Genomic DNA, 13,667 nt, shown 5'->3' with positions numbered 1-13,667 from the left:
GCTCAGGAGGGCAGGACGGGGAGCAGGCCGAGGTGGCCGTAGGGCGGGTCCGCGTCCAGGCCCACCTGCTCGCGCGGCGGCCCGCTGCGGGCGAGCGCCCGGGCGGCGGCCCGGTCCTTGGGGGACGGTCCGGGCAGGGTCGCGCAGACGGCGACGAGGACGTCGGCGTACGGCGTGCCGTGCTCGGTGAGGGCGAGCCGGAGGAGTTCGAGGGCCGGCCGGTGCTCGCGCAGCAGCGCGTCCGAGCCGGTGGCGGCCGCGAACTCCAGGACCGCGGGCAGGAAGTCGGGGAGCTCCTCGTCGGTGAACTCCAGGCCGTGCGCCCGGTAGACCTCCTTGAACCGGACCAGGGCCTCGCCGCGCCGCCGGGTGTCGCCGTCGGTCCACCAGCTGAGGTGGAGGCTGTGGCGCTGGGTGAAGTCGAAGGTCTCGACGTAGTCGGCGGCGAGTTCGGGGGCGGAGCGCGTCCCGGCGCGGGCGAGGAAGGCGCGCAGCGGTTCGGCGGCGGGGTGGCGGACCGGCCGGAGCTCCGCCGCCAGCAGCCGGAGGGTACCGGGGGCGTCCCGGTCGGGGTAGCAGAGCAGCACGGCGGCGGCCCGGCGCACCAGGGCGAGGTCCTCGGTCACCGGGGTTCCTCCTCGTCGGTCCGGTCGGCGGTCTGGCGTCTGCGCAGGGCGTGGAAGCTCTCGATCGTCACCATCGGCAGGGTCCGCCGGCCGGAGTCGGCGCCGACGGGCCCGTCGGCGCCGTCCGGCCCCATGCCCGGCCCTCCTTCGTGGTCGAGTCCGCAGCCGGTGGGGACGGCGGACTCCTCCAGCCGCTCGGCGTCGGCCCGCGCGGCGGTCGGGATGACGTACCGGTCCTCGTACTTGGCGACGGCGAGCAGCCGGAACAGCTCGTCGATCTGCGGACCGTCGAGACCGACGGCCCGGGCCGCGGCGAGGTCGGGCTCCCGGCCGAGGTTGACGGAGCGCATGTACGAGCGCATCGCGACGAGCCGGTCGAGGGCCGCGCGGACCGGGCGGGTGTCGCCCGCGGTGAACAGTTCGGCGAGGTATTCGAGCGGGATCCGCAGGGCGTCGATCGCACCGAAGAGGTTGCCGGGGTCCTCCCCGTCGTGGCCGCTCCGGGCGACCTCCTCGACGACCGGGGAGAGCGGCGGGATGTACCAGACCATGGGCATCGTCCGGTACTCCGGGTGGAGCGGCAGCGCGACCCGGTAGGTGCTGATGAGGGTGTGGACCGGCGAGCGGCGGGCGGCCTCGATCCAGTCGTGCGGGATGCCGTCGCGCTCGGCGGCCCGCCGCACCTCGGGGTCGGCCGGGTCGAGGAAGACACCCAACTGGGCTTCGTAGAGGTCGTGTTCGTCGGCCACGGAGGCGGCGGCGGCCACCCGGTCGGCGTCGTAGAGCATGACGCCGAGGTAGCGCAGCCGACCGACGCAGGTCTCGGAGCAGACGGTGGGCAGGCCGACCTCGACGCGCGGGTAGCAGAAGGTGCACTTCTCGGCCTTGCCGGTGCGGTGGTTGAAGTAGATCTTCTTGTACGGGCAACCGGTCACGCACTGGCGCCAGCCCCGGCAGCCGTCCTGGTCGACGAGGACGATGCCGTCCTCCTCGCGCTTGTAGATCGCGCCGGACGGGCAGGCGGCGACGCAGGACGGGTTGAGGCAGTGTTCGCAGATCCGGGGCAGGTAGAACATGAAGCTCTGCTCGAACTCGAAGCGGATCCGGCGGCCCGCCTCGGTGCGCATCCGCTCCACGTTGGGGTCCTCGGGCCCGTACGTGGGCGCGCCGCCGAGGTCGTCGTCCCAGTTGGGCGACCACTCGACCGTCATCGGTTTGCCGGTGACGAGCGAGTGCGGGCGGGCGACGGGGTAGTCGTCGCCGAGCGGCGCGTCGGTGAGGGCCCGGTAGTCGTACGTCCAGGGCTCGTAGTAGTCCCGGAGGGTGGGGAGCACGGGGTTGGCGAAGATCGAGGCCAGCTTGAACAGCCGGCTGCCCTGCCTGAGCCGGAGCCGGCCCCGCCGGTCGAGCCGCCAGCCGCCCCGCCACTTCTCCTGGTCCTCGTAGCGGCGCGGGTAGCCGAGTCCGGGGCGGGTCTCGACGTTGTTGAACCAGGCGTACTCCATGCCCTGCCGGTTGGTCCAGGTCTGTTTGCAGGTGACGGAACAGGTGTGGCAGCCGATGCACTTGTCGAGGTTCATGACCATGGCGACCTGGGCCATGACGCGTCCGACGGGAGCTTCACGCTGGGGCATCAGTACCGCACCTCCTGGCTGCGGCGGCGGATCACCGTCACCTCGTCACGCTGGTTCCCGGTCGGGCCGAGGTAGTTGAACGCCCACGAGAGCTGGGCGTAGCCGCCGATCAGGTGGGTCGGTTTGAGCAGCACCCGGGTCAGCGAGTTGTGGATGCCGCCGCGCCGCCCGGTGGTCTCCGACCGGGGGACGTTGACGGTGCGTTCCTGGGCGTGGTGCATGTAGACCGTGCCGGGCGGCATGCGGTGGGAGACGACCGCGCGGGCGACGACGACGCCGTTGCGGTTGACGGCCTCGATCCAGTCGTTGTCCTCGACGCCGATGGCCGCCGCGTCCTCGACCGACATCCAGACGACCTGTCCGCCCCGCGAGAGGGCGAGCATGAAGAGGTTGTCCTGGTACTCGGAGTGGATCGACCACTTGTTGTGCGGGGTGAGGTAGCGGACCGTCACCTCCCGCTGCCCGTCCGGTCCGAGGGCGGGTTCGCCGAACAGCCGGTGCATGTCCAGCGGCGGCCGGTAGACGGGCAGCGCCTCCCCCAGCTCGTGCATCCAGTCGTGGTCGACGAAGAAGTGCTGCCGGCCGCTGAGCGTGTGCCAGGGCTTGAGGTGCTCCGTGTTGAGGGTGAACGGGCTGTAGCGGCGTCCGCCCGCCTCGCTGCCGGACCACTCGGGCGAGGTGATCACCGGGACCGGCGCGGCCTGGGTGTCGGCGTAGCCGATCCGCCGGCCCTCGTGCTCGGCGGCGAGGTGCGCCATCTGCTGCCCCGTACGGGCCTCCAGGGTGCGGAACCCCTGGGTGGCCAGCCGGCCGTTGGTGGTGCCGGACAGTGCCAGTACGGTGTCGGCCGCCTTGACGGCGGTGTCCAGCGCGGGGCGGCCGTCGGCGGGGCCGCCGCGGACCACCCCGTTGAGGCGCCTGAGGTACTCGACCTCCTCGTCCGGCCGCAGGGCGATGCCCTTGGCGGGCAGGCCGAGCCGTTCCACCAGCGGGCCGAGGGCCGCCATCTTGGCCCCGATCGCGGTGTAGTCGCGTTCGACGACGGTCAGGTTCGGCAGGGTCGCGCCGGGCACCGGCGCGCACTCCCCCTGGCGCCAGTCCAGGGCGACGCCGCCGGGCTGCGCCGTCTCGCCGGGGGTGTCGTGCTGGAACGGGGTGGCGACCAGGTCGTGCCGGGTGCCGAGGTGGTCGCGCGCCAGCTCGCTGAAGCGCCCGGCGATCGCGTGGAAGGCCTCGAAGTCGGTGCGCGCCTGCCAGGGCGGGTCGATCGCCGGGGTGAAGGCGTGCACGTACGGGTGCATGTCGGTGGAGGAGAGGTCGTGCTTCTCGTACCAGGTCGCGGCGGGCAGCACGACGTCCGACAGCAGCGTCGACGAGGTCATCCGGAAGTCCAGCGAGAGCAGCAGGTCGAGCTTCCCCTCCGGTGCCTCCTCGTGCCAGCGGACGTCGCGGGGGCGGACCGACTCGTCGGCCTCGCGGGCGCGCAGCGAGGAGTGGGTGCCCAGCAGGTGCCGGGTGAAGTACTCGGCGCCCTTGCCGGAGGAGCCGAGCAGGTTGGCCCGCCACAGCGTCATCACCCGGGGCCAGTTGGCGGGGGCGTCCGGGTCCTCGCAGGCGAACCCGAGCCGCCCGGCGGCGAGTTCGTCGACCACGTGGTCCTTCGGGTCGCGGCCCCGGGCCCGGGCCTCGTCGACCAGGTCGAGCGGGTTGCGGTCGAAGGTCGGGTAGGACGGCATCCAGCCGAGCCGAGCCGAACGGGCCAGCAGGTCGACGGTGGCCAGGCCGCGGAACCGGCCGGTGCCGAGCGGGGACGCGAGGACGTCCGCGGAGAAGGTGTCGTAGCGCCACTGGTCGGTGTGGAGGAAGAACCACCCGGTGCCGATCATCTGCCGGGGCGGGCGGGCCCAGTCGGCGGCGCCGGCCAGGGTCGCCCAGCCGGTCGACGGGCGGCACTTCTCCTGGCCGACGTAGTGCGCCCAGCCCCCGCCGTTGCGGCCCTGGCAGCCGGTGAGGGTCAGCAGGGCGAGGAACGTGCGGTAGATCGTCTCGGAGTGGAACCAGTGGTTGGTCCCGGCGCCCATCAGGATCATGCACCGGCCCTCGGACTCCTCGGCCGTCCGCGCGAACTCCCGTGCCACGCGCACCGCCTGGGCCGCCGGCACGGAGGTGTGCAGCTCCTGCCAGGCGGGGGTGCCGGGCGTTCGCCCGTCGTCGTAGGAGGACGGCCAGTGCCCCGGCAGGTCGGCGCGGCCGACCCCGTACTGGGCGAGCAGGAGGTCGTACACGGTGGTGACCAGCGGCCCGTCCGGGCCGCCGAGCCTGGTCGCGGGCACACCCCGGCGGACGGTCTCGCCGCGGCCCTGGCCGTGCTCGCCGCCCTCGGTGTCGAAGCGCGGCAGCAGCACCTCCACGGGCTCCGCGGCCCCGTCCGCGTACAGCGACAGGCGCGGGCGGACGTCCTGGAGGTCGAGGTTCCACCGGCCCTTGCCGGACTCGGTCCAGCGGAAGCCGAGCGAGCCGTTGGGCACGGCCGGGCGCCCGGTCGCCTCGTCGAGCACGGCGAGCTTCCACTCGGCGCCCTCTCCGGTGTCGCCCAGGTCGCTCGCCCGGACGAACTTGTCGGCCACGAACGCCCCGTCCCGGGCGGTGAGCGTGACCAGGAACGGCAGGTCGGTGAAGCGGCGGACGTAGTCCTCGAAGAACGGCGTCGGCCGGTCCACGAAGAACTCGCGCAGGATCACGTGCCCCATCGCGAAGGCGAGCGCGCCGTCCGTCCCCGGGTGCGGGTGCATCCACTCGTCGGCGAACTTGGTGTTGTCCGCGTAGTCCGGGGAGACGGCCACCACCTTCTGGCCCCGGTAGCGGGCCTCGGCCATCCAGTGCGCGTCCGGGGTCCGCGTGACGGGCACGTTGGAGCCCCACATCATCAGGTAGGCGGCGTCCCACCAGTCACCCGACTCCGGGACGTCGGTCTGGTCGCCGAACACCTGCGGCGAGGCGACCGGCAGGTCCGCGTACCAGTCGTAGAAGGAGAGCATCGGGGCGCCGATGAGGGAGTGGAAGCGGGCGCCCGCCGCGTGCGACACCATCGACATCGCGGGGATCGGCGAGAACCCGGCGATCCGGTCCGGGCCGTACTGCCTGACGGTGTGGACGTGCGCGGCGGCGATGATCTCCACCGCCTCGTCCCAGCTCGCCCGGATGAGCCCGCCCTTGCCACGGGCCCTCTGGTAGGCGCGGCGGCGCTCCGGATCCGCCTGGATGTCGGCCCAGGCCAGCACCGGGTCCTTCAGCCGGCCCAGCGCCTCGCGGTACAGCTCCAGCAGCGTCCCGCGCACGTACGGGTAGCGCACCCGGGTGGGCGAGTAGGTGTACCAGGAGAAGGCGGCGCCGCGCGGGCAGCCGCGCGGCTCGTACTCGGGCCGGTCCGGGCCGACGGACGGGTAGTCGGTGGCCTGGGTCTCCCAGGTGATGATCCCGTCCTTGACGTAGACCTTCCAGCGGCACGACCCGGTGCAGTTGACGCCGTGGGTGGAGTGGACGACCTTGTCGTGGCTCCAGCGGTCCCGGTAGAAGGCGTCCGACTCGCGTCCGCCGGTGATCCGCACGCTGTGCAGGTCGGCCGCCGCCGTCCCGGGGCGGAAGAACCGGCCGGCCCGCAGCAGCGTGGCCCCCGGCTCGCCCGCCGGCCGCACCTCGCCGGTTCCGCCCGCCGGCCCCGGCTCGCTCGTCGGCTCGCGCACCTGGCACCTTCCCGTTCCGGACCCGCCCGTGGGGCCATCGAACCCGAGGGCGGCCCGGCGCGCGCGGCGGGAGGTCCCATCGGGTGGGCGGCCTCCCCGCACTGGGCCTTCCCGTCCGACCCCGCCCTGTCCCGCCCCGCCCCGCCCCGCCCCGCCCCGTCCCGTCCCGTCCCGTCCCGTCCCGTCCCGTCCGACCGGCGTGCGGGGGCGTTCCGACTGGCGGGACCGGCGCGCGGGCGCTGCGATGGAGGTCATGAACGAGCCCAGCGACCGCCGGTGGGCCGCGCCGCCCCCGGGGGCCGGCGCGGTGGTGATGGCGACCGGGATCATCTCGGTCGGCTTCCACCTCACCGGCTTCGACGTGCTCTCGACGGTGGCGCTCGTCCTGGCCGCGGCGATCTGGCTGCTCCTCGCGGCCGGCTTCGCCGCGCTGCTGGTCGGCGACCGGCGGGGTTGGACCTCCCTCGCGCGGACCCCGCCCGCCCTCACGGCGGTGGCCGCCACCGACGTGCTCGGCGTCCGGCTCGACCTGCTGGGCTGGACCGGGACGGCCGCCGCGCTGCTCGTCCTCGCCACCGCGGCCTGGCCGGTCCTGCTTACGGCGGTGCTGCGCCACCTCGGGCGGCGGATGCCGGGCGCGGCGTTCCTGATCTGCGTCGCCACCCAGGGCCTCGCCGTACTGGCCGCCGTCCTCGCCCCGCAGACCACCGACTGGCTCGCCCGGGCGGCCCTGCTGCTGTTCCTGCTGGGGCTGGTCCTGTACGGGGACGCGCTGTTCCGCTTCGACCTCCGCCAGGTGGCGACGGGGGCCGGCGACCACTGGGTCGCGGGCGGGGCCATGGCCATCTCCGCCCTCGCCGGTTCCAAGCTGCTCGCGTCGGGGGTCTGGTCGGGGACGGCGCGCTCCGTCCTGCGGACGACCACCCTCGTCCTGCTCGCACTCGCGCTCGCCTGGTACCTGGTCCTGCTCTGCGCCGAACTCCTGCGCCCCCGGACCGGGTACGACCTGCGCCGCTGGTCCACGGTCTTCCCGCTGGGCATGACCGCCGTGGCGTGCCTCTCCACGGCCGCCGCCGCGCGGGTGCCCTGGCTGGACACGCTCGGCCGCCCGCTGCTGTGGGTCGCCGCGGCGGTCTGGCTGCTCACCGCCTGGGGGGCGGTCCGCCGGGTCCGGCGGGTCCGCCCGTCGCGGCGGACCGGGGAGCCCGTCGCCGTCCGGGACGGCTGACCCCGCGAGGTCCCGGCGGCCCTCCGGCCGGGCCGCCCGGGGCCGCGCGGGCTCCCGGCTCGCGGGCTCCGGGCAGCCGGGCAGCCGGGCAGCCGGGGGCCGCCGGGCCGCCGGGCTGCCTGCGGCGCGGGCCTCACAGATCCCGGCGGCGCAGGACGATCACGGCGACCAGCAGGGAGAGGACCGGCCAGGCCGCGTACGCCGCCCAGGAACCGCCGACCGTCGCCGGGTACGGCGGGAGGAGCGTCTCCGTCAGGTCGACCCTGGCCAGCCGCTGCCAGGCGGTGAGCGGCATGGCGTGCCCGACGAGGGCCGTCCAGCGGTTGCTCTCGGAGAAGGACGCCGGGGCGAGGAAGAGCAGCAGGACCGTGGTGACCACGGTGCCTGCGGCGTGCCGGATCAGGACGCCCAGAGCCAGGCCGACGAACGCGCAGACCGGGGCCAGCAGCGCGGCGGCCGACACGACCCGCAGAGCGCCGGGGTCGGTGATCGACAGACCGAGGTGCCGGCCCGACAGGATCGCCTGGCCGAAGCCGAACGACACGCCCGCGGTGAGGCCGCCGTAGCCGAGCATGGCCACCGCCAGGACGGACGCCTTGGCCGTCACCACCGCGCGGCGGTCGGGGACGGCCGCGAGCGTGGTGCGGATCATCCCCGTGGCGTACTCGCTGACGATCACGACGGCGCCGACGCTGCCGGCGACGATCATCACGATGTCGGCGGCGAACACGGTGAACGAGGCGTTCGTCGCGGCCCACGAGGCCCCGGCCGCCGACACCGGGTCGTCGGGGGTGGTGTGGTCGTAGGTGTACTTCGCGGCCTTGAGGTTGGCGCCGATGACGACCAGGGCGCTCACGCCCAGCACCCACGGCATCGAGCGGAGCGACCAGAACCTGATCCACTCGGCGGCGAACAGGTCGCGGAACCGGGCGCGGGGCTCGGTGCCGGCCCGGGGCACGCTGGCGGTCCGGGGACCGGTGGCGGTCCGGGGCCTGGGCGGGGCGCCGGCCGGCGCGCTCACCGGGGCGCCGATCGGAGTGGTGGGCGCGCTCATCGGTGGTCTCCTGCGGCGTACTCGACGCTGTCGGCGGTGAGTTCCCTGAAGGCGTCCTCCAGGGAGGCCGCACGGGTGGTCAGCTCCTGGACCAGGAGCCTTCGTTCGAGGGCGAGTTCGCCGATCCGGCTCGCGTCGAGGCCCGTCACGGTGAGCGAACCGTCACCGCCCTCCGGCCGGACGGTGCCGCCCGCGGCCCTCAGCACGGCCGCGAGCGCGGCGGGTTCGGCGGTACGGACGGACACGGCCTGCCGGGTGCCGCGGGCGGCGAACTCCGCCACGCTCTCGGCGGCGATCAGCTCGCCGCGCCCGATGACCACCAGCCGGTCCGCGGTGTGCTCCATCTCGCTCATCAGATGGCTGGAGACGAACACCGTCCGGCCCTCGGCCGCGAGGCGTCGGAACAGGCCGCGCACCCAGAACACCCCCTCCGGGTCCAGCCCGTTGAGCGGCTCGTCGAACAGCAGCACCGGCGGATCCCCGAGCAGCGCCGTCGCGATGCCGAGTCGCTGCCTCATACCGAGCGAGTACCCGCCGATCCGGCGGCCCGCCGCCCCGGCCAGCCCGACCTCCTCCAGCACCTCGTCCACCCGGCCGCGCGGCAGCGCGTTGCTCCGGGCCAGTGCCCGCAGATGGGCCCGGCCGCTGCGACCCCCGTGGACGTCGCCCGCGTCGAGCAGGGCGCCGACGTGGCGCAGACCGCGCGGCCGGTCCCGGAACGGGCGGCCGTCGACGGTGACGGTGCCGCCGGTGGGGTCGTTGAGACCCAGGACCATGCGCAGGGTGGTGCTCTTGCCGGCGCCGTTCGGCCCGAGGAAGCCGGTGACGTGGCCGGGGTGGACGGTGAAGGTGAGGCCGTCGACCGCGGTGGTGCGGCCGAAGCGCTTCGTCAGTTCACGGACTTCGATCATGGGCTCAACGGTGCCGGGGCCGGGCCCGCCGGGGCATCGGACCGGGGTCGACACCCGACCGGAGGGACTGTCACCCCTGGTCGTACGACCGTGGTCCGATGGCGGGGCCCGGTCGCCTGGATACGATCACCGCATGTCAGCGCCGCTCCCCCCGCCCCTGTCCACGTCCCCGGCATCGTCGCCGCCGTCGCCGTCGCCGTCGCCGGGGACCGTGCCGCCGACGAAGCGCGTGCCGCCGGGTGTGTGGACGGCCCTGGCCTGGTGCCTCTCGCTGGTGTACCCCTTCGTGGTGGTCGGCGCGCGCCCGCACACCGTCCCGTCCGACCGGCCCGGCCTCCCCCCGGAGCTCCAGGGCTGGACCACCACCGTGCTCGCCACCCTGGTCGCGTTCGCCGCCGCCGCGCTGCTGCGACGGTGGCCACTGCTGTCCACGGGCCTCCTGCTCGCGGCCACCGTCGCGCAGACGGAGACCTGGCGCTCCGACGTGCAGCTGCCCCCGACGGCGCTGCTGGCGGTCGACGCCGCGCTCTGCCTGGTCGCGGCCACCCGACCGCGTCGCACCTCGCGCGCCGTCTTCGCGTTGGTGCTGGGCGTGCTGGTCGCCCACCTGGGCATGATCAGCGAGCTCGGCGGCGGTCTGCTCAGCGGTACCGGCGTCGGCGCCTCGGACGGGGGCATCCTGGTCGCCGTCATCGCCTGGCTGGTCGGCCGGTCCGTGCGCCAGTCCCGGGAGCACGCCGAGACGTTGAGCGCCCGGGCGGCCGCCCAGGCCGCGACCGCCGAACGGCTGCGCATCGCCCGCGAGATGCACGACACGGTGGCGCACAGCATCGGCATCGTCGCGCTGCAGGCCGGCGCGGCACGGCGGGTCATCGACACCCGGCCGGACCGGGCCCGCGAGGCCCTGGCCGAGATCGAGGCCGCGGGGCGGGAGACGCTCGCCGGCCTGCGCCGGATGCTCGGGGCGCTGCGCCAGGCCGACCGGGAGGACCACGCCGGCACGGACGCCTCCCGGGGCCCGGCTCCGCACGCGGGCACGGGCGCCGCCCCGGGCGCGGCCACGGTCACCGCCCCGCACGCGGGCGCCGAACCGACTCCGCCGCACCGGCCACCGGGCCTCGCCGGACTGGACCGGCTCACCTCCGCGACGACGGCCGCCGGCGTGCGGGTCGACGTCCACTGGCACGGCGAACGGCGCCCGCTCCCGCCGGAGGTCGACCTCGCCGCCTTCCGCATCATCCAGGAGTCGGTCACCAACGTGGTCCGCCACGCGGCCACCCCGTCCTGCCGGGTGTCCGTCGACTGCCGGAACGCGGACGAGGTGGCCGTCGAGATCACCGACGCCGGCCTCGGCCGCAGGAACACCTCCGGCAGCGGCTACGGCCTCGCCGGTCTGCGCGAGCGGGTCGCCCTGCTGAACGGCGAGTTCCACGCCGCGCCCCGGACGGGTGGCGGCTTCCGGGTCGCGGCCCGGTTGCCCGTGCCGGGAGGGGTGCGATGACCGTCCGCGTGGTGCTGGCCGACGACCAGCCGCTGGTCCGGGCCGCGTTGGAGATGGTCATCTCGGAGACCACCGACCTGGAGGTCGTCGGCGAGGCCGGAACCGGTGCCGAGGCGGTCCGGCTGGCCGGGGAACTGCGCCCCGACGTCGTGGTGATGGACATCCGCATGCCCGGCATGGACGGCATCGAGGCCACCCGTCTGGTCACCGCCGGCCCGGAACCGGCGCGCGTCGTGGTGCTCACCACCTTCGACGAGGACGAGTACGTCTACGCCTCCCTGCGGGCGGGGGCGTCCGGATTCCTCGTCAAGGACATGGCGTTGGACGACATCCTCGCCGCCGTCCGGGTGGTCGCCGCCGGGGACGCCCTGATCGCGCCGAGCGTCACCCGGCGCCTGATCGCCGAGTTCGCCGGCCGGCCCGAACCCGCCCCGGCGCCGGCCTCCGCAGCTGCGCCGGTGGCGGCGGCGCGACGGATCGGCGGCGTCACCGACCGGGAGCGGGAGATCCTCACCCTCGTCGGGCGCGGCCTGTCCAACGGCGAGATCGCCGGGGAGCTTGTCCTGTCGATGGCCACCGTCAAGACGTACGTGACACGGCTGCTCTCCAAGCTCGACGCGCGTGACCGCGTCCACCTGGTGATCCTGGCGTACGAGGCGGGGCTGGTCACACTGCCCCGCTGAGCCGGCCGCTCCCCGCCGGGCTTCCTTCCCTCCGGGCTTCCTTCCCACCCGCCTCCGCCGTGTCGACCGCACCTCCCGCGGCTCCCCAGGGTAGGAATGGCTCGCGGGGGCCGGAGCGGCGAGGCGGAGGACCACCGATGGCGACGGACGGGCAGATCGTACGGCAACTGCACGACCTCTGGAGCGAGTTGGCTCCGGACGGTGAACCGCCCGCACTGGTGGCGGCGTTCGCGAACGTGTTCTCGGCTCATCGGAGCCGCCGGGCTGGCTCCCGGGGGCTCCGTGCGGATGTGTTCACCCCTTCCACAGGCCGGCGCCGTTGCCCTGCTTGAGTGTCTGCTGGGGGTCGTAGCCGGGGAAGGAGCGTTCGAAGAGCCAGCTGTAGAGCATCTCCCGGCAGATCTGCGGTTGGAACGCCGGGACCTGGTGTCCGGAGTCGGGCACGGCGACCTGCGTCACCTTGCCGTGGCGGCCCAGCCCCTGCGGGAGAGCCGCTCCGCGTCGGCCGAAGTCGGCAATCCGGATGAAGGTCCGGGAGCAGCAGCCGCGCGGCCACGGTGATCGTCTGCGTGGTGCTCCGGCTTGGGGAAGTGCTGGCCCGGCGGGGGCGATCCGGTACCGGTGCAGAACTGGGACCTTCCAGGGTCGGCTCCGGTCGGTGGCATTGCTGGTACCGCACGGTGAGTGGACCGCCCGCGGGTGTCCTACCGGATGAGCAGAGCCGTTCGGAGCGTGGGTTCGCCTAGGTGGGCGAGGAGTTGGTGGTCGGCCGACCAGCCGGCCTCCCCGTCTGCGTGACGGTCACCCATCTCGACGGCCTGCTCCTCGGCCGCTCCGCCTTCCGTCACCCCGTCAACTACCGTTCCGTCGTCGCCCACGGGCTGGCACATCAGGCCACCGACGAGGACGAGCCGCGCCAGGCCCTGGAAGCGGTCGTCAACCACGTCGCCCCGGGCCACGCCGCTGAACTACGTCGCGGTCCTGCGCCTCGACCCGACATGAAGGAGGCCGCCCCCGACCAGGAAGTCATCCTCACCGTCCACGAGCTCAAGCGCCTCGCGCGGAACGCGGCCGAGCTGATGACGCTCTCCGGCCAACTGCAGGCTGCCGGCGTCCAGCTCGAACTCCTCACCGGCCCGCTCACCGGCATCCACGACCCCAACGGCATGGGCGCCATGTTCTTCGCCGTGCTCGCCGCGGCCGCGCAGATCGAGCGGAACTACATCCGGGAGAAGACCCTCGAAGGCCAGGTGTCCTCCGCCTCCAAGGGCAACCACGGCGGCCAGCCCAAGGTCATCGACGACGACATGCTCACCTTCGCCCAGGCGCTCAAGGACAAGGGCGTCCCTGTCCCCGAGATCGCCAAGAAGCTCACCATCAAAAGCGGCAAGAACAAGGACCAGCACCCCTCGGCCGCCTCGGTGTCCGGGCCCCCGCCGAAGCCGAGGCGGCCGGCGCCGTCCCCGTCGACCATGAACCGCCCCTGCGGCCCGAGCGGGCGGGCCCGCATCCGGCGCCCCGACGAGCCACTGACCGCCGAGGAACTCGACCTCCGCGAACGCCTGATCGCCCAACGCGCTGAACTCAGTGAGCACGAGGGCACGTGGACTTGGATCAGAGACCGCACCCGTAGGCGCAGTCCCCTGACACAGGGTGACGATCGGCCGACAGCTACGGCGAATACGCGACCCCTGAACATGCGGGCCTACCAGCACCGAGGCCGTCGTCGAGGTCGCCGACACCTGCCCGGTCCTGGACCCGCGGGAGGTCCCCGCGCTCTTCGGACCGTTCCAAGGCGGCCGGCAGCGCAGCGACGACGGCTCCGGACTCGGCCTCGCCGTCGTCCGGGCGATCACCGGCACGGTCACCGCGACCCCGTACCGCGGCGGCGGCCTCACCGTCCGCGCGTCGAACTGCCCCGTCGCGGCCGCACCGCTCCCCCACCGCACGGCAGCACCCCGGCCCGGTGACCGACACCGTCAGCGGTGACCCGCGGGCGCGGGTCACCGCCGTATCACCCATTCCGCCGCAAGGCAGTACGCCACCGCCCGGACCCTCCCGGGCACTCGCGGGCCCATCGGTCCAGCCCCGTAGCAGACGGCGAGACAGCGAGGGGCGTTGAGGGCGGCAGCGCCGTCGCAGACCTCGCAGGCGTCGAAGACGGACGAGGCTGGCGGCGTGCCGGGGCGGGGCGCTCTCCCGGGCGGGGGCGTGCCCGTGCGGGCGGGGCCGCCGGTGCGCGAACGCCCCCGCCCGGAGTTGCGGCGGGTTGTTCACGCCGGTGTGC

The 13,667-nt window shown here is 74.3% G+C and carries 10 protein-coding genes and 1 pseudogene; 5 read left to right on the top strand and 6 right to left on the bottom strand.

Annotation, left to right across the window (positions count from 1 at the left end; genetic code table 11):
• Nucleotides 1–2: 2 nt before the first annotated feature.
• From narJ to ACFWOG_RS01925, 3 genes are read right to left on the bottom strand one after another with little or no spacing between them, the layout of a single operon-like run.
• Nucleotides 3–626 carry a nitrate reductase molybdenum cofactor assembly chaperone gene (narJ, locus tag ACFWOG_RS01935; protein ID WP_329881063.1) on the bottom strand — a complete coding sequence of 208 codons (624 nt, stop codon included), beginning with the start codon at nt 624–626 and terminating at the stop codon, nt 3–5.
• On the bottom strand, nt 623–2,260 hold the full coding sequence (gene narH / locus ACFWOG_RS01930) for a nitrate reductase subunit beta (protein ID WP_329952762.1): 1,638 nt from the start codon (nt 2,258–2,260) through the stop codon (nt 623–625). The genes narJ and narH overlap by 4 nt, the downstream gene beginning before the upstream one ends.
• On the bottom strand, nt 2,260–5,955 hold the full coding sequence (locus ACFWOG_RS01925) for a nitrate reductase subunit alpha (RefSeq protein ID WP_380353809.1): 3,696 nt from the start codon (nt 5,953–5,955) through the stop codon (nt 2,260–2,262). Before ACFWOG_RS01925 ends, narH begins: the two co-directional genes overlap by 1 nt.
• A 292-nt stretch (nt 5,956–6,247) precedes the next feature.
• Here ACFWOG_RS01925 and ACFWOG_RS01920 point away from each other — a divergent pair, with 292 nt between their 5' ends.
• Nucleotides 6,248–7,231: a tellurite resistance/C4-dicarboxylate transporter family protein gene (locus tag ACFWOG_RS01920; protein WP_380353768.1), complete on the top strand. Its 984-nt coding sequence runs from the start codon at nt 6,248–6,250 to the stop codon at nt 7,229–7,231.
• Nucleotides 7,232–7,364: 133 nt separating this feature from the next.
• Here ACFWOG_RS01920 and ACFWOG_RS01915 read toward each other — a convergent pair whose 3' ends face one another.
• Together ACFWOG_RS01915 and ACFWOG_RS01910 are read right to left on the bottom strand one after the other, a co-directional pair.
• Nucleotides 7,365–8,285, bottom strand: a complete 921-nt coding sequence (locus ACFWOG_RS01915; protein WP_380353765.1) for an ABC transporter permease — start codon at nt 8,283–8,285, stop codon at nt 7,365–7,367.
• Nucleotides 8,282–9,196, bottom strand: coding sequence for an ABC transporter ATP-binding protein (locus ACFWOG_RS01910; RefSeq protein ID WP_380353762.1), 915 nt, complete (start codon nt 9,194–9,196; stop codon nt 8,282–8,284). The genes ACFWOG_RS01915 and ACFWOG_RS01910 overlap by 4 nt, the downstream gene beginning before the upstream one ends.
• A gap of 133 nt (nt 9,197–9,329) precedes the next feature.
• On the opposite strand from ACFWOG_RS01910, the gene ACFWOG_RS01905 reads away from it, so the two are divergent.
• Together ACFWOG_RS01905 and ACFWOG_RS01900 are read left to right on the top strand one after the other, a co-directional pair.
• A complete protein-coding gene (locus tag ACFWOG_RS01905) occupies nt 9,330–10,697 on the top strand; it encodes a sensor histidine kinase (RefSeq protein ID WP_380353759.1) in 1,368 nt (455 codons plus the stop codon).
• On the top strand, nt 10,694–11,380 hold the full coding sequence (locus ACFWOG_RS01900) for a response regulator (protein WP_380353757.1): 687 nt from the start codon (nt 10,694–10,696) through the stop codon (nt 11,378–11,380). The genes ACFWOG_RS01905 and ACFWOG_RS01900 overlap by 4 nt, the downstream gene beginning before the upstream one ends.
• A gap of 294 nt (nt 11,381–11,674) precedes the next feature.
• Here ACFWOG_RS01900 and ACFWOG_RS01895 read toward each other — a convergent pair whose 3' ends face one another.
• Entirely contained in the window at nt 11,675–11,824 is a 150-nt protein-coding gene (locus tag ACFWOG_RS01895; RefSeq protein ID WP_380353754.1) for a hypothetical protein, read from the bottom strand.
• Between the two features lie 302 nt (nt 11,825–12,126).
• Between ACFWOG_RS01895 and ACFWOG_RS01890 the strand changes: the two are divergent.
• Nucleotides 12,127–12,642 (top strand): annotated as a pseudogene (locus ACFWOG_RS01890) (pyridoxamine 5'-phosphate oxidase family protein); the annotation flags it as partial.
• Nucleotides 12,643–13,132: 490 nt separating this feature from the next.
• Complete coding sequence (locus tag ACFWOG_RS01885; protein ID WP_380353806.1) at nt 13,133–13,369, top strand: ATP-binding protein; 237 nt, start codon at nt 13,133–13,135, stop codon at nt 13,367–13,369.
• Nucleotides 13,370–13,667 lie beyond the last annotated feature (298 nt).

The sequence above is a fragment of the Kitasatospora sp. NPDC058406 genome, from assembly GCF_042722765.1.
In the GTDB taxonomy this organism is placed as follows: Bacteria; Actinomycetota; Actinomycetes; order Streptomycetales; family Streptomycetaceae; genus Kitasatospora.
Note: the sequence above shows the minus strand (reverse complement) of the source record. Positions and strands in the feature narration are given on the sequence as shown.

Coding starts and splice junctions, on each gene's coding strand:
- ACFWOG_RS01910 (WP_380353762.1), bottom strand. CDS start 9,196: ATGATCGAAGTCCGTGAACTGACGAAGCGCTTCGGCCGCACCACCGCG.
- ACFWOG_RS01900 (WP_380353757.1), top strand. CDS start 10,694: ATGACCGTCCGCGTGGTGCTGGCCGACGACCAGCCGCTGGTCCGGGCC.
- ACFWOG_RS01905 (WP_380353759.1), top strand. CDS start 9,330: ATGTCAGCGCCGCTCCCCCCGCCCCTGTCCACGTCCCCGGCATCGTCG.
- ACFWOG_RS01920 (WP_380353768.1), top strand. CDS start 6,248: ATGGAGGTCATGAACGAGCCCAGCGACCGCCGGTGGGCCGCGCCGCCC.
- ACFWOG_RS01915 (WP_380353765.1), bottom strand. CDS start 8,285: ATGAGCGCGCCCACCACTCCGATCGGCGCCCCGGTGAGCGCGCCGGCC.
- narH (WP_329952762.1), bottom strand. CDS start 2,260: ATGCCCCAGCGTGAAGCTCCCGTCGGACGCGTCATGGCCCAGGTCGCC.